Annotated in this window: 23 protein-coding genes; 7 read left to right on the plus strand and 16 right to left on the minus strand. The window is 58.9% G+C overall.

The annotated features are described in order from the left end of the window. Nucleotides 1-120: 120 nt before the first annotated feature. Genes AC1DWG_RS00230 through AC1DWG_RS00250 form a run of 5 tightly spaced genes read right to left on the minus strand, consistent with a single transcriptional unit; the run spans nt 121 to nt 4023 of the window. Nucleotides 121-756, minus strand: coding sequence for an SCO family protein (locus AC1DWG_RS00230; RefSeq protein WP_477763137.1), 636 nt, complete (start codon nt 754-756; stop codon nt 121-123). Beyond that, entirely contained in the window at nt 753-1652 is a 900-nt protein-coding gene (gene cyoE / locus AC1DWG_RS00235) for a heme o synthase (RefSeq protein ID WP_477763136.1), read from the minus strand. Before cyoE ends, AC1DWG_RS00230 begins: the two co-directional genes overlap by 4 nt. After that, nucleotides 1640-2713 (minus strand): COX15/CtaA family protein, encoded by a 1074-nt coding sequence (locus AC1DWG_RS00240; protein WP_477753434.1) that lies wholly within the window; start codon nt 2711-2713, stop codon nt 1640-1642. The genes cyoE and AC1DWG_RS00240 overlap by 13 nt, the downstream gene beginning before the upstream one ends. A 10-nt stretch (nt 2714-2723) precedes the next feature. Continuing rightward, nucleotides 2724-3317 (minus strand): hypothetical protein, encoded by a 594-nt coding sequence (locus tag AC1DWG_RS00245; RefSeq protein WP_477763135.1) that lies wholly within the window; start codon nt 3315-3317, stop codon nt 2724-2726. Beyond that, the gene (locus AC1DWG_RS00250; RefSeq protein WP_477787163.1) at nt 3283-4023 is read right to left on the minus strand and encodes an SURF1 family protein; all 741 of its coding nucleotides are present in this window, start codon (nt 4021-4023) and stop codon (nt 3283-3285) included. Before AC1DWG_RS00250 ends, AC1DWG_RS00245 begins: the two co-directional genes overlap by 35 nt. A 71-nt stretch (nt 4024-4094) precedes the next feature. Between AC1DWG_RS00250 and AC1DWG_RS00255 the strand changes: the two genes are divergently transcribed. Beyond that, entirely contained in the window at nt 4095-4298 is a 204-nt protein-coding gene (locus AC1DWG_RS00255; RefSeq protein WP_223455081.1) for a twin transmembrane helix small protein, read from the plus strand. Nucleotides 4299-4317: 19 nt separating this feature from the next. Here AC1DWG_RS00255 and AC1DWG_RS00260 read toward each other — a convergent pair whose 3' ends face one another. From AC1DWG_RS00260 to coxB, 4 genes are all read right to left on the minus strand, one after another. Further along, nucleotides 4318-5205 (minus strand): cytochrome c oxidase subunit 3, encoded by an 888-nt coding sequence (locus AC1DWG_RS00260; protein ID WP_477753436.1) that lies wholly within the window; start codon nt 5203-5205, stop codon nt 4318-4320. 25 nt (nt 5206-5230) lie between these two features. Beyond that, the gene (locus tag AC1DWG_RS00265) at nt 5231-5782 is read right to left on the minus strand and encodes a cytochrome c oxidase assembly protein (RefSeq protein WP_477753437.1); all 552 of its coding nucleotides are present in this window, start codon (nt 5780-5782) and stop codon (nt 5231-5233) included. A 138-nt stretch (nt 5783-5920) separates the two neighbouring features. Then, the gene (ctaD, locus tag AC1DWG_RS00270) at nt 5921-7519 is read right to left on the minus strand and encodes a cytochrome c oxidase subunit I (RefSeq protein WP_477753438.1); all 1599 of its coding nucleotides are present in this window, start codon (nt 7517-7519) and stop codon (nt 5921-5923) included. Between the two features lie 82 nt (nt 7520-7601). Beyond that, nucleotides 7602-8729 carry a cytochrome c oxidase subunit II gene (gene coxB, locus AC1DWG_RS00275; protein ID WP_477753439.1) on the minus strand — a complete coding sequence of 376 codons (1128 nt, stop codon included), beginning with the start codon at nt 8727-8729 and terminating at the stop codon, nt 7602-7604. A 370-nt stretch (nt 8730-9099) separates the two neighbouring features. On the opposite strand from coxB, the gene AC1DWG_RS00280 reads away from it, so the two are divergent. After that, nucleotides 9100-9750, plus strand: a complete 651-nt coding sequence (locus tag AC1DWG_RS00280; RefSeq protein ID WP_477763134.1) for a hypothetical protein — start codon at nt 9100-9102, stop codon at nt 9748-9750. A 120-nt stretch (nt 9751-9870) separates the two neighbouring features. Here AC1DWG_RS00280 and AC1DWG_RS00285 read toward each other — a convergent pair whose 3' ends face one another. The 3 genes from AC1DWG_RS00285 to AC1DWG_RS00295 all read right to left on the minus strand — a co-directional run bounded on the left by AC1DWG_RS00285 (nt 9871) and on the right by AC1DWG_RS00295 (nt 13525). Continuing rightward, on the minus strand, nt 9871-11400 hold the full coding sequence (locus AC1DWG_RS00285; protein WP_477763133.1) for a SulP family inorganic anion transporter: 1530 nt from the start codon (nt 11398-11400) through the stop codon (nt 9871-9873). 90 nt (nt 11401-11490) lie between these two features. Continuing rightward, on the minus strand, nt 11491-12222 hold the full coding sequence (locus tag AC1DWG_RS00290) for a carbonic anhydrase (RefSeq protein WP_008045785.1): 732 nt from the start codon (nt 12220-12222) through the stop codon (nt 11491-11493). Nucleotides 12223-12466: 244 nt separating this feature from the next. Continuing rightward, nucleotides 12467-13525, minus strand: a complete 1059-nt coding sequence (locus AC1DWG_RS00295; protein WP_477763132.1) for a PA0069 family radical SAM protein — start codon at nt 13523-13525, stop codon at nt 12467-12469. 209 nt (nt 13526-13734) lie between these two features. Between AC1DWG_RS00295 and AC1DWG_RS00300 the strand changes: the two genes are divergently transcribed. From AC1DWG_RS00300 to AC1DWG_RS00310, 3 genes are all read left to right on the plus strand, one after another. Next, nucleotides 13735-14040 carry a hypothetical protein gene (locus tag AC1DWG_RS00300; RefSeq protein ID WP_477763131.1) on the plus strand — a complete coding sequence of 102 codons (306 nt, stop codon included), beginning with the start codon at nt 13735-13737 and terminating at the stop codon, nt 14038-14040. Between the two features lie 97 nt (nt 14041-14137). Next, entirely contained in the window at nt 14138-14722 is a 585-nt protein-coding gene (locus AC1DWG_RS00305; protein ID WP_477787111.1) for a hypothetical protein, read from the plus strand. Between the two features lie 158 nt (nt 14723-14880). Continuing rightward, the gene (locus AC1DWG_RS00310; protein WP_477763129.1) at nt 14881-15525 is read left to right on the plus strand and encodes a phosphatase domain-containing protein; all 645 of its coding nucleotides are present in this window, start codon (nt 14881-14883) and stop codon (nt 15523-15525) included. 41 nt (nt 15526-15566) lie between these two features. On the opposite strand, the gene AC1DWG_RS00315 is transcribed toward AC1DWG_RS00310, so the two are convergent. Together AC1DWG_RS00315 and prlC are read right to left on the minus strand one after the other, a co-directional pair. Then, complete coding sequence (locus tag AC1DWG_RS00315) at nt 15567-15854, minus strand: YheV family putative zinc ribbon protein (RefSeq protein WP_008018424.1); 288 nt, start codon at nt 15852-15854, stop codon at nt 15567-15569. Further along, on the minus strand, nt 15851-17902 hold the full coding sequence (gene prlC, locus AC1DWG_RS00320; RefSeq protein WP_477787112.1) for an oligopeptidase A: 2052 nt from the start codon (nt 17900-17902) through the stop codon (nt 15851-15853). The genes AC1DWG_RS00315 and prlC overlap by 4 nt, the downstream gene beginning before the upstream one ends. Before the next feature lie 88 nt (nt 17903-17990). Here prlC and AC1DWG_RS00325 point away from each other — a divergent pair, with 88 nt between their 5' ends. Then, the gene (locus AC1DWG_RS00325) at nt 17991-18536 is read left to right on the plus strand and encodes a gamma carbonic anhydrase family protein (protein ID WP_477763127.1); all 546 of its coding nucleotides are present in this window, start codon (nt 17991-17993) and stop codon (nt 18534-18536) included. Between the two features lie 26 nt (nt 18537-18562). After that, complete coding sequence (locus tag AC1DWG_RS00330) at nt 18563-19213, plus strand: HAD family hydrolase (RefSeq protein WP_477763126.1); 651 nt, start codon at nt 18563-18565, stop codon at nt 19211-19213. A gap of 121 nt (nt 19214-19334) precedes the next feature. On the opposite strand, the gene AC1DWG_RS00335 is transcribed toward AC1DWG_RS00330, so the two are convergent. Then, the gene (locus AC1DWG_RS00335) at nt 19335-19958 is read right to left on the minus strand and encodes an ABC-type transport auxiliary lipoprotein family protein (protein WP_477763125.1); all 624 of its coding nucleotides are present in this window, start codon (nt 19956-19958) and stop codon (nt 19335-19337) included. Then, entirely contained in the window at nt 19955-20893 is a 939-nt protein-coding gene (locus tag AC1DWG_RS00340; RefSeq protein ID WP_477763124.1) for an MlaD family protein, read from the minus strand. The genes AC1DWG_RS00335 and AC1DWG_RS00340 overlap by 4 nt, the downstream gene beginning before the upstream one ends. Nucleotide 20894 lies beyond the last annotated feature (1 nt).

Below are 20894 nucleotides of genomic sequence, written 5' to 3' on the forward strand. Positions count from 1 at the left end.
AACCTATTTCAGGACTAGACACTGGACGACCGAAACTGTAGGAGCGGGCTTGCCCGCGAAGGCGTCGGCACATCCAACATTTCTGTGTCAGTCAGATCGCTTTCGCGGGCAAGCCCGCTCCTACGGGCGTTTGAGCATCACCGGCAATTGCGCCACCAACTTCGCATTATTCAACGGCGCGCGGATGAAGCCGCGCTGGGTGCCGTCCGGCCCGATCACCGCGAGGTTGCCGCTGTGGTCAACGGTGTAGTTCGGCTTGCTGGTGTCCGCCGGAATGAACGGAATGCTCACCGCGTTGGCGACCTTTTGCAGCTCTTCGGTCGACACTGGGGTCAGGCCGATGAACTGTGGGTCAAAGTAACCCAGGTACTGCTTGAGCTGCTTGGGCGTATCGCGATTGGGGTCGATGCTGACCAGCACGATTTGCAGTTTATCCACCGCTTCTGGCGGCAACTCGCTCTTGATCTGTCGCAGCTGGGCGAGGGTGGTCGGGCAGATGTCCGGGCAGAAGGTGTAGCCGAAGAACAGCAGGCTCCACTTGCCTTTCAATTCATTGATCGCGACCGGCTGGCCGTCCTGATTGGTCATCGTCACGTCCGGCAGATTACGGCTCTGCGGCAGCAAAATGATGCCGGCGTCGATCAGCGCTGTAGGATCGCCCTGATTCTTCCCGGATAGCACCTTGTTGACGGTCAGGCCCAGGATCAGTGCGACCAGGGCAACGAGAATGAAGACGGTTTTCTGGGTTCGAGTCATAGGTTCAACAGTAAGTAGTGGTCTACGAGCAGGGCGATAAACAGCAAGAACAAGTAGTAAATAGAGTACTTGAACGTGTTGATCGCCGCGTGCGGCCGAGTGCCACGGTACAACACCACGGCCCATTGCAGAAATCGCGCACCCAGCCCGAGCGCACACGCCAGGTACAGCATACCGCTCATGTGGATCACGTAAGGCATCAGGCTGACAGCGAGCAACGCGAAGGTATACAGCAGGATATGAATCTTGGTGTAGTGCACGCCATGGGTGACCGGCAGCATCGGGATGTCGGCCTTGGCGTATTCCTCCTTGCGATGGATCGCCAGTGCCCAGAAGTGCGGCGGGGTCCAGGCGAAGATGATCAGCACCAGCAGCAGCGGTTCGGCGCTGACGTGGCCGGTGGCGGCGGTCCAGCCGAGCAACGGCGGGGCGGCGCCGGCCAGACCACCGATGACGATGTTCTGCGGGGTCGCGCGCTTGAGGAATCCGGTGTAGATCACCGCGTAGCCGAGCAACGAGGCGAGGGTCAGCCACGCAGTCAGCGGGTTGGTAAACGCCAGCAGCAGGGCTTGTCCGAGGAGCGCCAATACCAGCGCGAACGTCAGCGCGGCGGCCGGCGAAACCCGGCCTTCGGCGAGCGGCCGTTTGTGGGTGCGCGCCATAATCGCATCGATGCGCCGGTCCACCACATGATTGACCGCCGCCGCGCCACCGGCACACAAAGCGATGCCCAGGTTGCCGAAAATCAGCACCGTCCACGGCACGCCGGCACGGGTCGCGAGGAACATCCCCACCAGTGAAGTGATGAGCATCAGCACCACGACTTTGGGTTTGGTCAGCTCCAGGTAGTCACGCCAGATCGCCTGACTGGGACGTTCGCCGATCAGAATCGCCATGGCATCTCTCCTTTTATTGTTATGGGCCCGGCTGAGTGTTTACGTGGGCTGAAGTGCCAGCGCATTGGCTGTTTGACCCGGACCAGACTGGTTCTGGCGTGGTAATTGACCAGCACCATGGTCAGCAACAGCGCCGCGCCGCCCGCGTTATGCGCGACGGCCACTGGCAGCGGCAGATGGAACAGCACGTTGCTGATGCCCAGTGTGATTTGTGCACCAAGGGCAATCAGCACCAGACCTGCCAGGCGCGTCATGCCGACAACCTTCAATTGCCAGGCCAGACCGAGCAACACCAGGGTGACCAGCAATGCACCGATGCGATGGGTCAGGTGAATGGCCGTACGGGCATCGCTGTCCAGTTGCCCGCCGAGATAGTTCGGACCGATGTGTTGGGTCAGGTGAAAGCCATTGGCGAAGTCGGCAGGCGGCAGCCATTGGCCGTGGCAAGTAGGAAAGTCGATACAGGCCACGGCGGCGTAATTGGAACTGACCCAACCACCGAGGGCGATTTGCCCGATCACCAGCAGCAGTCCGGCAGTCGCCCAGTGCTGCAGACGTCGCGGCACGGTCAGCGCCGGCAATACGCCGGACAGGCGCAAGGTCAACAGAAACAACAGGCTCAAGGTCGCGAAACCGCCAAGCAAATGCCCGGTGACCACCTGCGGCCAAAGTTTGAGCGTTACCGTCCACATACCGAACGCGGCCTGGCCAAAAACCACCGCCAACAGAAACAACGGCAACTTCACCGGTTGCCCCGGATGGCGGCGATGCAACCACGCACGACCGGCCAACACCGTGATCAATATCCCCAGCGTGCCGGCGAAGTAGCGGTGGATCATCTCGTTCCAGCCCTTGTGGGCCTCGACTGGAGTGTCCGGAAAATGCAATTCGGCATGGGCCAGCTGGGCTTCGCTTTTCGGCACGCTGATGAAGCCGTAGCAGCCGGGCCAGTCCGGGCAGCCGAGGCCGGCGTGGGTCAGGCGGGTGTAGGCGCCGAGCAACACCACAATCAGTGCCAGCAAGGTGGCAAACAACGCGAGGCGAAATCCAGGTTTGGCCATGACGATGCCCTTATCCGATATTCGACAGTTTCAGCAGGTGACGCAGGTCGTTGAGCAGGTCCTTGCCCTTCACCGACGGGTCGTAGCGCAGCACCAGATTGCCGTGGGGGTCGATGATCCACAGGTGCGGCGCATCATTGCTCTGAGCGCCTTTTGTGTAGGCAGGCAAGTCCAGTGAATAGCGTTGCAACTGCGGGTACTCGCGTTGAAGTTTAGTCTCGTAATCGCTGTTCAGCGTCTGCGTGGCGGCCAATGCATGGCTGGCGCGGGACGCATCGCGGCCGAGGCCGATCTGGATCTGCCGCGCCAGATACACCAGTTGCTGGCAGTCCACCGCGCAATCCTTGGGCGCCGTCACCAGCATCTGCCAGCGATCTTCCTGGGCCTGCACGCCGATATCGGCGCGGGTCTGGCCGTTGCCGATCAGTTCGCCGTGATAACTGCGGCCCTCGGGCACCCAGAAATTCAGCTTGTACATGCCGGTGGCGAGGATCATAGGACCGATCACCCCGAGCAAAATCAACAGCAGTTGCATGCGGCCCTTGCGCCGGTTCACCGAAGGTTTCGCCTCAGACATGCTGGGTGGATTCATGGCCGCTCCCATGGTGTTTCTCCTTTGCATTGTGCCAGCCGAGATAGAGATAAAGACCGAACAGGGCGATCGCCATGGCGAACCACTGCACGGCATAAGCGATGTGTTTTTCCGGGCCCATGGCTACCACCGGCCAGTCGGCCTGATAGGTGGCGGGGCCGGTTTCGGCGCGTAGCTCAAAGGCAAAGCCTTCGCGGTTCAGTACTGTCCAGAGTTTGTTTGGCTCAACGGCCGTAATCAGCTTCGGCCATGTCGACGTTGTGGGATCTGCGTGCAATTGGAACGTCGCACCGGGGGAGACGTAGACCCACGCGTCGAGGCTGACCGCTTCGGTGGGTGTCTTGAATTGGGGTGGCGTGCGGCGCTCCGGCCACGGCAGCCAGCCGCGATTGACCAGCAGCCAGAGCCCGCTGGCCTGATCGTGAAACGGTTGCAACAGCTCGACACCAACCCTGCCGTTGCGTTGACTGTTGTCCAGCAGCAGGCTGTGTTCGACATCGAACTGGCCGTGCAGGCGAACCCGGCGGAAGGCCGGCTCTGTAGTGTGTTGCAGTTCGGTGCTGGCCATCGGCTCGGCGACACGGCGCTCGGCGTAGGTTTGCAGCAGCGCGCTTTTCTCCGCGCCCCGGCTCAACTGCCAGAACCCCAGGGACACCAGCAGCGGCAGCAACAGCGCCACCACAAGCGTTGGCACGATACCCGGCCGAAAGCACTTCATGGCATAGCCAGAAAGTCTGGTCATCGCGATAGCTATACTCAAATGCATCGCTTGTCCCCCGGAGTCTCACCATGCTCAAAGCAGCCATCGTCCTGATGCTGATTGCCACGGTTGTCAGCCTGTTCAGCGGCCTGTTTTTTCTGGTCAAGGACGACAGCCGCTCAAACCGCCTCGTCATTGCCTTGAGTGTGCGGGTGACGCTGGCCGCCCTTACCCTCGGTCTGATCGCCTGGGGGTTTTTCAGCGGCCAACTGGTCTCCCATGTCCCGTGGTAGCTCGCTCCTACAAGCTGCTTTAGAGCACATAGACGAAAACGAACAGCCCGATCCACACCACATCCACGAAGTGCCAGTACCAGCTCGCCGCTTCGAAGCCGAACTGGTGCTCGCTGTCGAAGTGCCCGCGCATGATCCGCATCAGCATCACGAACAGGATGATGGTGCCAATGGTCACGTGGGCGCCGTGGAACCCGGTGAGCATGAAGAATGTCGCACCGTAGATGCCCGAGCCCAGGGTCAGGCCCAGCTCGCGGTAGGCGTGCATGTACTCTTCGGCCTGGAACGTGAGGAACCCACAGCCCAGCAACACGGTGAACGCCAACCATAGCTTCAGTGCGCCGCGATGGCCCTTTTTCAAGGCATGGTGGGCGATGGTCACGGTCACGCTGGAGCTCACCAGCAACACGGTGTTGAGCAGTGGCAGGCCCCAGGGGCTGATGACTTCCTTGGGCGGCGGAAACAATTTCGAGTCGGGGTTGTTCAGCAACGGCCAGACGAACTCGAAGTTCGGCCACAGCATATGCGCGATGCCTTTGGCGCCTTCACCGCCGAGCGCCGGCCCGGAGATGTGACGCACATAAAACAGCGCACCGAAAAAGGCGATGAAGAACATCACCTCCGAGAAAATGAACCAGCTCATGCCCCAACGGAATGAGCGATCCATCTGCGCGCTGTACAAGCCGCCGCGGCTTTCTTTGATGACCGTGCCGAACCAGCCGAACAGCATGTAGGCCAGCAGCAACCCGCCGACGAAAAAGATCAGTGGCCCGTGGGATTCCGGGCGCGCCGCTTTCAGATCGTTGAACCAGGTGGCCAGGCCGTACACGGTGGTGACCATGCCGAGCGTGGCGATGATCGGCCATTTGCTCTGGGCGGGAACGTAATAATGTTCATGAGTTGCCATTTATTGTTCTCCTTATCGGGCACGCTCAGCCGCCAGTGTTTACAGCTACCGGTGGATGTCGGGCGGTGATATCGAACAGCGTGTAAGACAGCGTCAGGTGCTTCACATCCTTGGGCATGTCACGGTCAACGATGAAACGCACCGGCATCTCGATCCGTTGACCGGGCTGCAGCACTTGCTGGGTAAAGCAGAAACATTCGGTCTTGTGGAAGTACGCTGCCGCGGTGCTCGGCGCAATGCTCGGCACGGCCTGGGCACTCATCGGCTTATCGGTGGGGTTGTGGGCGATGAAGATCATTTCGTTCACCGCCCCGGGGTTGGCTGTCAGTTCATCGTGCTTGGGATAGAAGTCCCAGGGCATATCGGCAGTGTTGGTCGACAGAAACTGCACACGCACCTGCCGCGAGGTGTCGACCGTCTGCTCACCCTCGTACTGCCCGCCGGTCTTGCCATTAATGCCAAAGGCCTTGCACATCACGTCGTAGATCGGCACCAGTGCAAACCCGAACACAAACATCGCAATCACCACGGTCAGCAGGCGCGTGACCAGTTTCCTCAACGAAATCGAGTCAGCCATGGTTTCCAGCCTCCACCGTGCCCCTTGTAGGAGCGAGCTTGCTCGCGATGGGCGTAAACGAAAACGCATGCTGTCTGGAAAAACGCGTCGCTTTCACATTCATCGCGAGCGAGCTCGCTCCTACAGTGGCCAAGGTATTCATTTCACTTCCGGCGGCGTGGTGAAGGTGTGATACGGCGCCGGTGACGGGATGCTCCACTCCAGGCCTTCAGCCCCGTCCCACGGTTTGGCCGGTGCTGGCGGACCGCCGCGAATGGTCTTGATCACGATGAACAGGAAGAAGATCTGCGTGGCGCCGAACATGAATGCACCGATCGACGACACCATGTTGAAGTCGGCGAATTGCAGGTTGTAGTCCGGAATCCGTCGCGGCATCCCCGCCAGCCCCACGAAGTGCATCGGGAAGAAGGCCATGTTCATGCCAATGAACGACAGCCAGAAATGCAGCTTGCCGAGGGTTTCGTCGTACATGTGGCCGGTCCATTTCGGCATCCAGTAATAGGCCGAGGCGAAGATCCCGAAGATCGCCCCCGGCACCAGTACGTAGTGGAAGTGCGCAACCACGAAGTAGGTGTCCTGGTACTGGAAGTCCGCCGGGGCGATGGCCAGCATCAACCCGGAGAACCCGCCGATGGAGAACAGGATCACGAACGCCACGGCAAACAGCATCGGCGTCTCGAACGTCAGCGAGCCTTGCCACATGGTGCTGGCCCAGTTGAACACCTTCACGCCCGTTGGCACCGCAATCAGCAGTGTGGCGTACATGAAGAACAGCTCGCCCACCAGCGGAATGCCGACCACGAACATGTGGTGCGCCCAGACGATGAACGACAGGAACGCGATACTCGCCGTGGCGTAGACCATCGAGGTGTAGCCGAACAATGGCTTGCGCGAAAAAGCCGGAATGATCGAGCTGACGGCACCGAAGGCCGGCAGGATCATGATGTACACCTCGGGGTGACCGAAAAACCAGAACACATGCTGGAACAGCACCGGGTCACCGCCACCGGCGGCGCTGAAGAAGCTGGTGCCGAAATGGATGTCCATCAGCATCATGGTCACGCAGCCCGCCAGTACCGGCATCACCGCAATCAACAGGAACGCGGTGATCAGCCAGGTCCAGACGAACAGCGGCATTTTCATCAACGTCATGCCGGGGGCGCGCAGGTTTAGGATGGTCGCGATCACGTTGATCGCCCCCATGATCGAACTGATCCCCATCAAGTGAATGGCGAAAATGAAGAAGGTCACGCTTTCCGGCGCGTAGGTCGTCGACAGCGGTGCATAGAAGGTCCAGCCGAAGTTCGGCCCGCCGCCGGCGGTGAACAGGGTCGATACCAGCAGCAGGAACGCTGCCGGCAACAGCCAGAAGCTGAAGTTGTTCATCCGCGGTAGGGCCATGTCCGGCGCGCCGATCATCAGCGGGATCATCCAGTTGGCGAGGCCGACGAAAGCCGGCATCACTGCACCGAAGACCATCACCAGACCGTGCATGGTGGTCATCTGGTTGAAGAACTCCGGCTGGACGATTTGCAGTCCCGGCTGGAACAGCTCGGCACGGATCACCATGGCGAACGAGCCGCCAAGCAGGAACATGGAGAATGCAAACCACAGGTACAGCGTGCCAATGTCCTTGTGGTTGGTGGTCAGCACCCAGCGCATCAAGCCTTTGGCTGGGCCGTGGGCGTGGTCGGTGGCGGTGGCGGTATGAACATGTTCATCGATTACAGCAGTCATGTCCTGTCTCCTGCAAACAGATGGGCTGGGCAGGCCGGGGTGCATAGCCCCGACCGGTTCCGTACGTGCGCAATAGACCGGGTCATTTGCTTTCCGCCTGTTTCAGCTCCAGTACTTCTTTAGGCGTGACCATGTCGCCCTTGTTGTTGCCCCAGGCATTACGTTCATAGGTCACGACTGCCGCGATATCGACTTCCGAGAGTTGCTTGCCGAACGCCGCCATGGCGGTGCCGGGCTTGCCGTGGAAGACCAGGCTCAGGTGAGCCTCTTTTGGCCCGGTGGCGATTTTCGAGCCCTTGAGCGCCGGGAACATCGGCGGCAGGCCCTGGCCTTCGGCCTGGTGACAGGCCACGCAGGTGGTGTGATAGACCTTGTCGCCGCGATCCTTGAGTTCATCGAGCGTCCATTCCTTGCTGGTCAGCTCTTTGAGCTGCGCGGCCTCGACCTTGCGATCGGCCAGCCATTTTTCGTAATCGGCCTTTTCCTTGACCTCGACCACCGTCGGCATGAAGCCGTGATCCTTGCCGCACAACTCGGCGCACTGGCCACGGTAGATGCCGGGCTTGTCGATGCGGGTCCAGGCCTCATTGACGAACCCGGGAATCGCATCGCGCTTGACCGCGAAAGCCGGCACCCACCAGGAGTGGATCACGTCGGCGGAGGTCACCAGGAAGCGCACCTTGGTGCCGACCGGCAGCACCAATGGCTTGTCGACTTCAAGCAGGTAGTGCTCGCTCTTGGTTTCCTTGTTGTGAATTTGATCCTGGGGGGTGGTCAGGTTGCTGAAGAACTCGACGTCCTGGCCCAGGTATTTGTAATGCCACTTCCACTGGTAGCCGGTGATCTGTATATCGATCTCCGGCTCGCTGGCGTCGTACATCTTGATCAGGGTTGCGGTAGCGGGAACCGCCATGGCCACCAGGATCAGGAAGGGCACGATGGTCCAGAGGATTTCGACGGTGGTGCTTTCATGAAATTTGGCGGCCACCTGCCCGGTCGAGCGGCGGTGGAGAATCATCGACCAGAACATGGCACCAAAAACGATGATGCCGATCACCACACAGATCCAGAAAATGGTCATGTGCAGGTCGAATACTGCGTGACTGATTTCAGTCGCTCCAGGCGCCATATTCACAGTCCAGGCCGCTTGCGCCTGACTGAAAATCGACCACAACAGGAGGCCCATCCAGACATGTGGATGTCGCATCATTGCGGGTTCCCCTTATCGTTCTTGTTATCCCGCCGGCTTTCACCTGCGGCAAGGGAGCGGCTGCATCAGACTACGAACTTGAATCGCCGGGCCTTGCTGCACATGCAGTCGGGCGTCATCAGCTAGCTCCATTCCAACCCGAGTATAGACAGCACCTCTGACCTCGCAATGCGAAGGCGTAAATCATCTGAGACAGCATTAACTTGCTTTGCAAGGCACGAATGGAGAAGGATGCAGACGAGTGGTGGCTAATCGATATAACGGGGCCGTCTCAAGGATGAAATAATTATGACAAATGCGTCTTAGCATTTTTCATAAGCCAGCTAAGTTATGTCTTCCCTATTTCATTGCCTTGTTTCCTGGAGTTTTCATGAACACCGCCGCATTGCGCGAGCAGATCCAAAAAGCCCAACAACATGAAGCCGAGACCGGCCTGCTGACGCGTCAGCTGGAAAGTAAACTGCCTCATCTACACCCGGCGATCCAGTTGCCGGAGACCGATACCAACGGCGTACTGACGCGATTTGTCGCCGCCTACATCGAAGAAGTGCCTGATCTGCTGGATGCAGCCAATGAAGTCGCCAGGGAAGCGGGCATTGAGTCACAGATCAAACCGGTGCTGGAAATCGCCGAGCAGTACTTCCTCCAGCCGCCAGCCATCATGGACGGCCACGTCGGGCTCGACAGCCTGCTGGATGAAGCCTATCTGGCGCACCGGTTTGTCGAAGAGGTGAACGACCTGTACATCAAGCATTTCGGCCAGCCACTGATCCCCTTGGACATGACTGTCGCCAACCTGATTGCTCACCAATTGATCGGCGAGGAGTTTGCCAACCAACTGGACGAAGTCGTACATCACGCGTTCGATCAAATGTTGACCGAAGAGAGCTTTGCGCTAGAGTCGGTGGAAGCCTACCGCGACAAGCTCAGCAGCCCGGACACCGGTGCCGCGTGGAAGCGCTGGCCGTGCATGTCGCGCCGTTTGGGCGTGGGCCTGGAGCTGGATCAGCCGGCAGCTTGATCCAGAGTTCAACACAGTACCTGTAGGAGCGAGCCTGCTCGCGATTCAGTCGACGCGGTTTGTCAGGCAGACCGCGTTATCGTTCATCGCGAGCAGGCTCGCTCCCACAAAGGACTGTCGTTAAACCACTGTCGAACCGACGCCCGTATTCGTCCGCACCCGCCCCTCGAGCCTGCGCTTCAACCCCCGCGATTCAATCAACAGCTTCGAACCCTTGGCCGCATTCGCCCGCCCCCATTCCTCCAGCAGTTCCAGACACGAGTGATCGATGTAGCTCAAATTGTTGAGTGGCACATGCACTGTTGTGCCCGGTGCAATGCTGCCCAGCACCTGGGTCAGCGCCGGCACTTTGAGGAAGGTCGCCGCGCCCACCAGGCGCAATTCCATTTGCCCTTCCTGAGGCAGGTCGATCAGGCTGATTTTCAATCGCGAGGCTTTAAGCGCCAGCTTCACCAGCGTCAGGCCGAAGCCAATCAACACGCCGGTCAGCAGGTCCGTGAAAACGATGGCGAGCGCAGTTGCCGCATAGGTGAACATCGGCGCCCGACCATACCGGCCCAAACCACGGAAGACCTTGAGATCCACCAATTTGAAACCGGTGTACACCAGCACGCCCGCCAGGCTCGCCACCGGAATGCTTTGCAGCACGCTGGACAGCAACAGCACGAACGCCAACAACCACAGGCCGTGGAAAATGGTTGAAAACCGCGTGGTTGCTCCGGCCTGAACGTTCGCCGAGCTGCGCACGATAACGCCGGTCATCGGCAACGCCCCAAGCAAGCCACACAGCATGTTGCCAATACCTTGCGCCGACAATTCCCGGTCGAAGTCCGAGCGCTGACCGCTGTGCATGCGATCAACCGCGGCGGCTGAGAGCAAGGTTTCGGCGCTGGCGATGAAGGCCACGGCAAACGCCGCGATCAGCAAGGTCGGATCAGCCAGGTTGAGCAGATCCGCTGGCTTCAGCCAGTCGATGGCCTCCGTCAGGTTGGCCGGCACCTCAACCCGTTTGACCTGCAATGCCAACACCAGGCTGGCAAGCGTGGCCAGACCGACGCCGAGTAGCGCGCCGGGAATGAAGCGCAGGGATTGCGGACGGAATTTCTCCCACAGCCACATGACGGCGATCGTCGACAAACCGAGTAAACCGGCTTGCCAGCCAAACGTGGGCAACGCCTGAGCCAGCGCTGCCGGGAAAGCTGCCAGGTTATCCAGGCCCGAGGGCTTGGGCACGGCATCAAGCATTACATGCACCTGAGACAGCACGATCAGCACGCCAATCCCGGCCAGCATGCCGTACACCACCGCAGGCGCCGTCACCCGAAACCAGCAGCCCAGCTTCAATCGGCCAGCAACCAGTTGCAGCAAACCCGCCAGCAACAGAATCGGCCCGAGCATGGCGATGCCATGCTGGCGGACCAACTCGAATACCAGAACGGCCAGGCCCGCCGCCGGGCCGCTGACTTGCAGTGGCGAGCCGGCCAACCAACCGACCACCAGACCACCGATGATGCCGGTGATCAGCCCTTTCGCCGGCGGCAGCCCCGAGGCAATCGCGATGCCCATGCACAGGGGCAGGGCGACAAGAAAAACAACCACCGAAGCCAACAGCTCCCGTGGCAGAACAGCTTTGAGTCGAGCAGCACGCATGGTGAGTCTCCCGAAGTTTTCTTCAGGCATGGCAAAGCCAGGCTGCCTGAACGGCAGCCTCGGATGAACCACACAACGATTTAGGAGGGTTTAGAAGCGCGCTTTGGGCGTCGCCACGGGAATTGGCAGGCTGCCATTGAGCGGCAGGAAACAACCTTGATCGGCGTCGTACGCTTTGATTTCGCTGGTTTCGATGTTGTAGACCCAGCCGTGAATAAATAGCTGACCGTTGGCCATGCGCGAAGCCACCGACGGATGGGTGCGCAGATGCTGCAATTGGGCGATCACGTTCTCTTCGGTGAGGATGTGCATGCTTTCGCTTTCGCTAGAGCAGTTGCAGTTCTCCTGCACCATGGTTTTGGCCACTTCGGCATGACGCAGCCAGGCTTTGACCGTGGGCATTTTTTCCAGACTGTCCGGGTTGAGCACCGCACGCATGGCGCCGCAGTCGGAATGCCCGCAAATGATGATGTGATGCACCCCCAGAGCCAGTACGGCGTACTCGATCGCCGTGGAAACACCGCCGTTCATTTGCCCGTAAGGCGGTACAACGTTGCCGACGTTGCGAGTCACGAACAGATCGCCTGGGGAGCTTTGAGTGATTAATTCAGGAACAATGCGCGAATCGGCGCAGGCAATGAACATCGCTCGCGGCCGCTGGGCCGTGGCGAGTTTCTTGAAGAGCTCTTCCTGCTGAGGAAAGATCTCATGATGAAAATGCAAAAAGCCGTCAACGATATGCTGCAACGCTGCATCGGCGGTTTCTGCCTCGGGTTGGGCTGAAGCCGACGCAGCCAACGGCTGTTTATCCTTGTCACTCATCAATTCATCCTCATTGGCGGGCTCAGGGAGTCATCCCGTGTGGTCCGGTGTGATGCCAGTGGCTGGTTAAAAAACATCCAGGCCAAACATCTCGACCCATCAGTCACTCGATGAACAAGGTAGCGGCCTAATCTTAATTGAAACTGAATAAAACGCTCTAGGACGCGTGTTCCAGGTCACAAAAAACGTGACCAGCCTAAGGCGTGAGCGCAATCTTCAGTACTCAACCATAGGCCAATTGTCCTCAAATCAACGACATTTGGCGACCGGGCGGACAAAAGGCATTGCAGTCCAGGTTGAAGCCTTCCCGGTGATTGAGTCCCAGCCGTTTGATCGCTTTGGCAAAGCGCTGCGCCAGCAGGTCCGCAAACGGGCCTTCACCGCGCATCCGCGCACCAAAGCGGCTGTCATAAAGCTCGCCGCCACGGCTCTGGCGAATCAGGCTCAGCACATGCGCCGCCCGTTGAGGGTAGTGGGCCGCCAGCCATTCCTCGAACAGGGGCGCCACTTCCAGCGGCAAGCGCAGCATCATGTAGGCGGCGTTCTGCGCCCCGGCCGCATGGGCCTTGGTAAGCAGACTTTCGAGTTCGCTGTCATTAATCATCGGGATCATCGGCGAACACAGGACACCGACCGGGATGCCCGCTTCGCGCATCACCCGGATGGCCCGCAATCGAGCCTTTGGCGCCGCTGCGCGGGGTTCGAGGATGCGTTTGAGTTCGTCATCGAGGCTGGTGAGGCTGATCATCACCGCCACCAACCTGTGCCGCGCGAGTTCGCTCAGCAGGTCCAGGTCGCGAAGAATCAGCGAGCCCTTGGTGACGATGGTCACCGGATGGCGGTAGCGCAGCAACACTTCGAGGGTTCGGCGGGTGATTTGGTATTCACGCTCAATCGGTTGATACGGGTCGGTGTTGGAACCCAGATTGATCGGTGCGCATTGATAACCACGTTTGGACAGCTGCTCCTCCAGCACATCCACGGCGTTGGTCTTGGCGATCAGTTTCGTCTCGAAATCCAGCCCCGGCGACATGTCCCAATAGGCGTGACTGGGGCGCGCATAGCAATAAATGCAACCGTGCTCGCAGCCGCGATAGGGATTGATCGAGCGATCGAAGGGCAAGTCCGGCGACGTGTTGCGGGTAATGATGGTTTTCGCCGTTTCGATGCGCACCTCGGTGCCTTGGGTGAGCGGCACTTCCTGATACCAGCCATCGTCTTCGGCCACCGACTGGCTGGGGGCAAAGCGGTTGTGCGGGTTGGTTGCGGTGCCGCGGCCACGGGGAGGCAATGGCGTGTGCATGGCAAAATCCTGATAACTGTATGCACATACAGTATAGCTAAAAATGGCAGATCACCAGTGCCGTTCGGCATCTGCTCTTTTTTATATTGAATACATTATATCCAGGCAACCAAGAGACACATATAAAGTCTGGCTGACATGGCAAAAGCGTCGGTACTATTTCCATCGCAACAAACTTGAATATTGATATTTCATAAAGGGATTTGATCATGTCAGTTTTAAACAGTCGTGGTATCTTTTTGCAAAAACTCGGCCCAACGCCTGTAAACCCGGACGAAGTACTGGTATCGATGCAGTTTGCATTGAAACAGGAGGGTTGGGATGCGGAAAATTCTGTAGTCACTACTGCCCTGGTGGATTCCACTACGCTTCTGGCAGCCTCGTATGATGGCGGACAAACGTTCAGTATCCGCAATGCCAATAAAGATATCGACGGTGACAGTGATATCGATACAGATGACAAGGCTAAGCTGCTGGCGCTGGCTAAAGCTTATGCAGGTTTCAAAAATCCGTGATCGGGGACTGATCTTCACGTAGAGAAAATAGAAACCACACTGATCTGCTGCGCTTGGAGATCATGCGCAGTAGACTGAAAAAAACAGGGATATTAATATGTGGGCGCCCAGAAATGCAGGCGTATTTTTACAAGAAATACAAAAGCCTCAATATAAAAAAATAACGATAAAGTTGATAAGAGAAAACACCGAAAACAATACAAACCCATTCTCTGACAACTTCTACAACAACATAACAACCATAAGCTTGAATTTTAATTACGAGGGTACCGACGAGCATAAACTCGATTTTGATCCGTGGTCCGATATGAATATCAACGGCGATAACAGCATTGATGAGAAGGACGTCGAGGCCATTACCAAACTTGCTCTCGCTTACCACAATCAAACGGTAATTGACTTGGACTCTGGGGTGTTTATTTCTCTGGACCCTCCCGACCTGGTTGATATTTTTGATCCGGAACAACCCGTTCCGCCCCTCCCGCCTGCGAAAATATCAGTAAGCGTTGAGGTAGTGAACATGGAGGATCGAGATCAACCGGAGCTGGACTTTCTCCTGATTGCATCCTCCCTTGACGATGGTGCGACTTTTCAAACTCGCAGGCTCTACCCTCATTCCCCTCCGATGACCATTACGGGGCTGGACGAACTGGTCAAAACATTCATCAAGTTCAAACTGTAAATCTGGCTTACTGAAAGCTGTCCAGGCGCTTTGGCACCTCTACGATCAACCCGCGCCGATGTTTCACATTTCATTCACACGACCCTCACAGGCCTTTGACCGGTGAGAGTTGATGCTGCTTGTGAATATCCAGACTCTTTCTGAACGGTCATTCGAGCATGTTCCTACCACGCCTTTTCCCTGCACTGTGCCTTTCGCTGGTCGCTCTGTTCAGCCAGACACCAGCGTTTGCCGACGACAGTACTGCGCACCGTCCGGCAGACTGGGCTCAACCGGTAGAGAAGCAATACAACCTCTTCCAGATGTCGCCGACGCTCTATCGCAGCGCCTTGCCGGACAAGGGGGCGGTGCCGCTGCTGGAGACACTCAAGGTCGGGACGGTGATCAACTTCCTGCCTGAAGCGGACTCCAGTTGGTTGTCTACGCCAGGCATCACTCAAGTACAACTGCCTTATCGCACCAACCATGTGGATGACGCCGATGTACTCAAGGCCTTGCGCGCCATCAAGTCTGCCGAAGCCAAAGGCCCGGTGCTGATGCATTGCAAACACGGCTCCGACCGTACCGGCCTGATGGCGGCCATGTACCGGGTTGTCATCCAGGGCTGGACCAAGGAAGAGGCCCTGAACGAAATGACCCAGGGCGGCTTTGGTGACAGTACCCACTTCAAGGACGGCATCCGCTACATGATGCAGGCCGACGTCGAAAAACTGCGCACGGCACTGGCCAATGGCGATTGCAGCACCAGCCCGTTCGCCACGTGCTCGATGAAGAGCTGGTTCAAGTCCGCCCATATTGAATAAAAAAAGCCCCCGTTGCATGGCGCAAGGGGGCTTTTTTTCACTCAGTGCTGTTCGTCCGGCTTTTTCTTCAGTTTCGGGTTCGGGAAGAACTGAACCGCCTGAACCTTGGTGTCGGCTGGTTTGAGTGCGCTGGTATTAACCCGCGTACCCAACTCCTTGGGCACCGATAGCCCTTGTTCATTGAGCGTGTCGGAGTAACCGCAGGCCACGCACTCACGGTGCGGGACCTGGTCTTCATTCCACATCATCAATTTGTCCGGCTCGCTGCATGCCGGGCAGACCGCCCCGGCGATAAAGCGTTTTTTCGTAATCACAGGTCCCTCACTCATGCTGCTGCGCCCTCACTCAGGCCGCTGTGGCGCAAGAGTGCGTCAATCGATGGCTCACGGCCACGGAAGTCGACGAACAACACCATAGGCTCCTGGGAACCGCCGCGTGCCAGGATCGCTTCACGGAAGGCGCGACCGGTGTCGGCATTGAGCACGCCTTCTTCTTCGAACTTCGAGAACGCATCGGCCGACAGCACTTCAGCCCATTTGTAGCTGTAATAACCCGCGGCATAACCACCGGCGAAGATATGCGCAAAGCTGTTGGGGAAACGGTTGTAGGCCGGTGGTCGCATCACCGAAACCTCGTCGCGCACGCCTTCGAGCACTTGCAGCACGCTGCGGCCGTCGCCGTGGGTGGCGTGCAGTTCGAAGTCGAACAGCGAGAACTCCAGTTGGCGCACCATCATCAGGCCGGACTGGAAGTTTTTCGCCGCGAGCATTTTCTGCAGCAGGTCCTGCGGCAGTGGTTCGCCGGTTTCATAATGACCGGAAATCAGCGCCAGGCCTTCCGGTTCCCAGCACCAGTTTTCCATGAACTGGCTTGGCAGTTCGACCGCATCCCAGGCCACGCCGTTGATGCCGGACACGCCAGCATGCTCGACGCGGGTCAGCAGATGATGCAGGCCGTGACCGAATTCATGGAACAGGGTGGTGACTTCGTCATGGGTCAGCAGCGCAGGCTTGCCGCTGTCGGCCGGGGTGAAGTTGCACACCAGGTTCGCCACCGGGCTTTGCAGCACGCCGCCAGCCGTGCGGCGACGGTCGCGGGCGCCATCCATCCAGGCACCGCCGCGCTTGTTGGCGCGAGCGTACAGGTCGAAGAAGAAGCGACCGACGTGCTGGCCGTTTTCCTTGATTTCAAACAGGCGGACATCCAGGTGCCAGGTGTCGAAGCTTTTGAGCTCGGCGATTTCGATGCCGTACAGGCGCTGAACAATGGCAAATAGACCACTCAACACCTTGTCGATCGGGAAGTAGGCGCGCAGGGCTTCCTGGGCCACGCTGTAACGCTGCTCACGGAGTTTTTCACCGTAGAAACCGCTGTCCCAACTCTGCAGATCCGGGCAGCCTTGTTCGGCGGCGTAAGCCTTGAGCTGCTCCAGATCCTGGGCGGCGAACGGCTTGCTGCGCTTGGCCAGGTCGCGCAGGAAACTCAGTACCTGATCGCTGGATTCGGCCATTTTGGTCGCCAGGCTCAGCTCGGAAAAACTACTGAAACCCAAGAGTTTTGCCAGTTCCTGACGCAGGTCGAGGATTTCTTCCATGACCGGGCCGTTATCGTTCTGGCCGGCATTCGGGCCTTGGTCCGACGCACGGGTGCAGTACGCGGCGTAAACTTCTTCACGCAATGCGCGGTCATGGGAGTAGGTCATCACCGCGTAATAGCTCGGGAATTCCAGGGTGATCAGCCAGCCGTCCAGATCCTTGGCCTGAGCCGCGGCGGCCATTTGCGCCTTGGCCGAGTCGGTCAGGCCGGCGAGGGCGGCTTCATCGGTGATGTGCTTGGTCCAGGCCTGAGTGGCATCGAGCAACTGGTTGGAGAAACGGCTGCCCAGCTCGGACAGCTTGCTCTGCACTTCGGCGTAACGCTTCTGTTCGGCTTCCGGCAGGTCGATACCCGACAGACGGAAGTCACGCAGGGAGTGTTCCAGGATAGTTTTCTGCGCCACGTCGAAACCGGCGGCCTCCGGGCTGCTGGCCAGGGCTTCGAAAGCCTGGAACAGTTCGCGGTTCTGGCCCAATTCGGTGGAATAGGCGCTCAAGACCGGCAGGCACGACTCGTAGGCTTCACGCAGTTCGGCGCTGTTGCACACGGCGTTGAGGTGGCTGACCGGGCTCCAGGCGGCACCCAGACGGTCATTGAGTTCGTCCATCGCCAGCACCAGGCCAGCCCACGTTGGCTGTTTGACCTGGGTCTTGAGGATCTCGACGATGGCGGCACGGTTATCAGCCAGGATCTGTTCAATGGCCGGTTGTACGTGTTCAGCGCGGATGGCGGAGAACGGCGGCAGGTCATAGGACTGCAAAAGAGGGTTGTTCACGCTCACGGTTGATACCTTGGCTGGAGAAACATGCAGTCATCTTAATTACAATCGACGCTCACCGCAGCTATCAGCAACAGAGAGAAACCCTATCGTGAACCTTCGCAAGTATCAGAACCACACGCCGCTGCTGGGTAAAGGCGCTTTTGTCGACGGCTCGGCGGTGGTGATCGGCGACGTTGAAATTGGCGAAGACAGCTCCATCTGGCCGCTGACAGTGATTCGTGGCGACATGCACCGCATCCGCATCGGCGCGCGCACCAGCGTGCAGGATGGCTGCGTGTTGCACATCACCCACGCCGGGCCGTTCAACCCGGATGGCTTTCCATTGCTGATCGGCGATGACGTGACCATCGCCCACAAGGTCATGCTGCATGGCTGTTCGGTAGGCAGCCGAGTGTTGATCGGCATGGGCAGCATCGTCATGGACGGTGCGCTGGTCGACGATGATGTGATCATTGGTGCCGGCAGCCTGGTGCCGCCGGGCAAGCATCTGCAAAGCGGCTTCCTGTATGTGGGCAGCCCGGTGAAGCAGATCCGCCCGCTGACCGACAAGGAGCGCGCCTTTTTCACCTACAGCGCGGCGAACTACGTGAAGCTCAAGGACCTGCATCTGGCCGAAGGTTACGACCAGCTTTGACCCGGCACTCTTATTCAGGATTCAACATGCATTACCAAACCGTTTTGTTCGACCTCGATGGCACCCTGACCGACCCACGCGAAGGCATCACCCGCTCTATTCAATTTGCCTTGAGCAAACTAGGGATCGATGAGCCGGACCTGAGCAAACTCGAACACTTCATTGGCCCGCCGCTGTTGCAGGCGTTCATGCAGTTCTACGATTTCGACGAGCCGAAGGCGTGGGAGGCGGTGAATTTCTACCGCGAGCGCTTCAAGGTCACCGGACTCTACGAAAACCGGGTGTTCGATGGTGTCACGCCGCTGCTGGAAACCCTGAGCGGGCAAGGCCGACAGCTGTATATTGCGACCTCGAAGCCGTGGGTGTTCGCCCGGGAAATCGCCCGGCATTTCGACTTTGCCAAACACTTCAAGGTGATTTACGGCAGCGAACTGGATGGCACCCGGACCAACAAGGTCGAGCTGATTGCTCACCTGATGGCCGAAGAAAACCTGGACCCGGCCAACACCCTGATGATCGGCGACCGCAAGCACGACCTGATCGGCGCACGCAGCAACGGGCTGGACGCGGCAGCGGTGGGTTACGGGTTCGGCAGCCACGGAGAGTTGAGCGCCGAAGCGCCGGCGTATCATTTTGAAACGCTGGTTGAACTGCATCAGGCGTTTTTGCAGCGCTGATACGGCTTTACCCCTGTGGGAGCGAGCCCGCTCGCGATGACGGCCGCACATTCAAAATCAAAGTGTCTGACACACCGCTATCGCGAGCAGGCTCGCTCCCACAGGGGGACGGCGTAAGTCTTCAGGGTCTGGGCAGCGGGGCGAGTTTCTGTCCTTGCTCAACCGCCCAGTTCACCACCTGCGTGGTCAACTGATCGTTCGCCTGACCGAACCCGACCACCACCGCCGGGACCTGCACATCGCTGAGTGGCTGGCGCACTTCAAAGCGGCGGCTGGCGAGGATGCGCTGGTCGTAACTGCGCACCAGCAATGCATCCAGACGCACGACCGCGCTGGCATTCGTGCCCTGGTATTCAGTCTGGAACGCCTGCAGGCTGCCGCCCAATTCAAGATCGGTCTGGAAAATGCTGTCATCGGTGCTCAGCAACGGCACCCGTCCGTCATGCTGGAAACCTTCCAACAGGCGATTGCGCACCAGTACCGGCGCCGGGTCGCTCCAGCGTGAACCCTTGTAGTGGCTGATCACATCGCCCTGGGGAATCACGGCAATGTTCGGACTGTTCAACGCTTCGCTGGACTGGAATTTGGTCACGCGCAGCGACCAGCGCTGCGGTGTGCCATGGCTGGCCGATGCGCTCTTGGCCGACGGCAATCGATAGACCTCGAAGGGCTCGGGCTTGGGCAGGATCGAGCACGAACTGATCAGCGTGAAGCCAGCGAGGAGGGCAATCCGAATCAGCTTCATGGCGTGAATTCCTTGGTCTTTTCACTGCCCAGCAGGTAACCGCTGGGGTTGGCTTCCAGGCGTGTGGTAATGGTGCGCAACGAACTCAGGGTTTCGCGCATCTCGCGCACGGCCGGGCCCAGGCCGTTGAGGCCTTGCATGCCGCTGTTGAGCGAGTCCTGATTGGCGGTGATCAGTTTGTTGAGGGTGGCGCTGCTCTCCTGCAGGGATTTCATCGCCTGCTCGGCGCTGCCCAGCGCCTCCTTGCCGTGCTCGTTGAGCAGCCCGTTGGCATTGCGCATCAGCGCCGTGGTCTGCTCCAGCATGGTGTTGGCCTGCTTGCCCACCGAGGCCAGTTGCTGCATGGCCTGGCGGATATCGCCACGCTGCTCGGCAATGGTCCCGGTGGTTTGCTCCAGGTGCTCCAGGGTGTTGCTGATGCGCTCGATGTTTTCCGTGGAAAACATCAGGTTGGCGTTACGCATCAGCGTGTTCACGCCGGACATCAAATCGTTGCTGTCATTGAGCAGGCGGGCGATGGGAGAGGGCGAGGCGACGATGGTCGGCAGGTTGCCGTCCTTGCCCTTGAGCGTCGGGCTCTGTGGTGTGCCGCCGCTGAGCTGGATGATCGAAGTCCCGGTGACGCCGGTCAGGGCCAACTTGGCATTGGTGTCTTCCTTGACCGGGGTATCGCCGGCCAGGCGAATTCGCGCCAGCACCCGGCGCGGGTCTTTCGGGTCCAGGCGCAGCGAGATCACGTCGCCGACCTTGATCCCGCTGTACTGCACCGAACTGCCCTTGGACAAACCGCTGACCGCCTCGTTGAACACGACTTCGTAGTCCTTGAACTCGGTGTCGACACTGGACTTGGCCAGCCACAGGCCGAACAGCAGCGCGGCCGTCACCACAATCACCGTGAACAGGCCGATCAATACATGATGGGCTCGGGTTTCCATG

Source organism: Pseudomonas sp. P4_B3 (genome assembly GCF_056402295.1).

What these genes read in the sequence shown, in the direction of transcription:
- AC1DWG_RS00260 (WP_477753436.1), bottom strand. Translation starts at nt 5,205, where the DNA reads ATGGCAACTCATGAACATTATTACGTTCCCGCCCAGAGCAAATGGCCG.
- AC1DWG_RS00300 (WP_477763131.1), top strand. Translation starts at nt 13,735, where the DNA reads ATGTCAGTTTTAAACAGTCGTGGTATCTTTTTGCAAAAACTCGGCCCA.
- ctaD (WP_477753438.1), bottom strand. Translation starts at nt 7,519, where the DNA reads ATGACTGCTGTAATCGATGAACATGTTCATACCGCCACCGCCACCGAC.
- AC1DWG_RS00315 (WP_008018424.1), bottom strand. Translation starts at nt 15,854, where the DNA reads ATGAGTGAGGGACCTGTGATTACGAAAAAACGCTTTATCGCCGGGGCG.
- AC1DWG_RS00285 (WP_477763133.1), bottom strand. Translation starts at nt 11,400, where the DNA reads ATGCGTGCTGCTCGACTCAAAGCTGTTCTGCCACGGGAGCTGTTGGCT.
- AC1DWG_RS00310 (WP_477763129.1), top strand. Translation starts at nt 14,881, where the DNA reads ATGTTCCTACCACGCCTTTTCCCTGCACTGTGCCTTTCGCTGGTCGCT.
- AC1DWG_RS00305 (WP_477787111.1), top strand. Translation starts at nt 14,138, where the DNA reads ATGTGGGCGCCCAGAAATGCAGGCGTATTTTTACAAGAAATACAAAAG.
- coxB (WP_477753439.1), bottom strand. Translation starts at nt 8,729, where the DNA reads ATGATGCGACATCCACATGTCTGGATGGGCCTCCTGTTGTGGTCGATT.
- AC1DWG_RS00245 (WP_477763135.1), bottom strand. Translation starts at nt 3,317, where the DNA reads ATGGGAGCGGCCATGAATCCACCCAGCATGTCTGAGGCGAAACCTTCG.
- AC1DWG_RS00255 (WP_223455081.1), top strand. Translation starts at nt 4,095, where the DNA reads ATGCTCAAAGCAGCCATCGTCCTGATGCTGATTGCCACGGTTGTCAGC.
- cyoE (WP_477763136.1), bottom strand. Translation starts at nt 1,652, where the DNA reads ATGGCGATTCTGATCGGCGAACGTCCCAGTCAGGCGATCTGGCGTGAC.
- AC1DWG_RS00280 (WP_477763134.1), top strand. Translation starts at nt 9,100, where the DNA reads ATGAACACCGCCGCATTGCGCGAGCAGATCCAAAAAGCCCAACAACAT.
- AC1DWG_RS00250 (WP_477787163.1), bottom strand. Translation starts at nt 4,023, where the DNA reads ATGAAGTGCTTTCGGCCGGGTATCGTGCCAACGCTTGTGGTGGCGCTG.
- AC1DWG_RS00230 (WP_477763137.1), bottom strand. Translation starts at nt 756, where the DNA reads ATGACTCGAACCCAGAAAACCGTCTTCATTCTCGTTGCCCTGGTCGCA.
- AC1DWG_RS00295 (WP_477763132.1), bottom strand. Translation starts at nt 13,525, where the DNA reads ATGCACACGCCATTGCCTCCCCGTGGCCGCGGCACCGCAACCAACCCG.
- AC1DWG_RS00330 (WP_477763126.1), top strand. Translation starts at nt 18,563, where the DNA reads ATGCATTACCAAACCGTTTTGTTCGACCTCGATGGCACCCTGACCGAC.
- AC1DWG_RS00340 (WP_477763124.1), bottom strand. Translation starts at nt 20,893, where the DNA reads ATGGAAACCCGAGCCCATCATGTATTGATCGGCCTGTTCACGGTGATT.
- AC1DWG_RS00240 (WP_477753434.1), bottom strand. Translation starts at nt 2,713, where the DNA reads ATGGCCAAACCTGGATTTCGCCTCGCGTTGTTTGCCACCTTGCTGGCA.
- AC1DWG_RS00335 (WP_477763125.1), bottom strand. Translation starts at nt 19,958, where the DNA reads ATGAAGCTGATTCGGATTGCCCTCCTCGCTGGCTTCACGCTGATCAGT.
- AC1DWG_RS00290 (WP_008045785.1), bottom strand. Translation starts at nt 12,222, where the DNA reads ATGAGTGACAAGGATAAACAGCCGTTGGCTGCGTCGGCTTCAGCCCAA.
- AC1DWG_RS00265 (WP_477753437.1), bottom strand. Translation starts at nt 5,782, where the DNA reads ATGGCTGACTCGATTTCGTTGAGGAAACTGGTCACGCGCCTGCTGACC.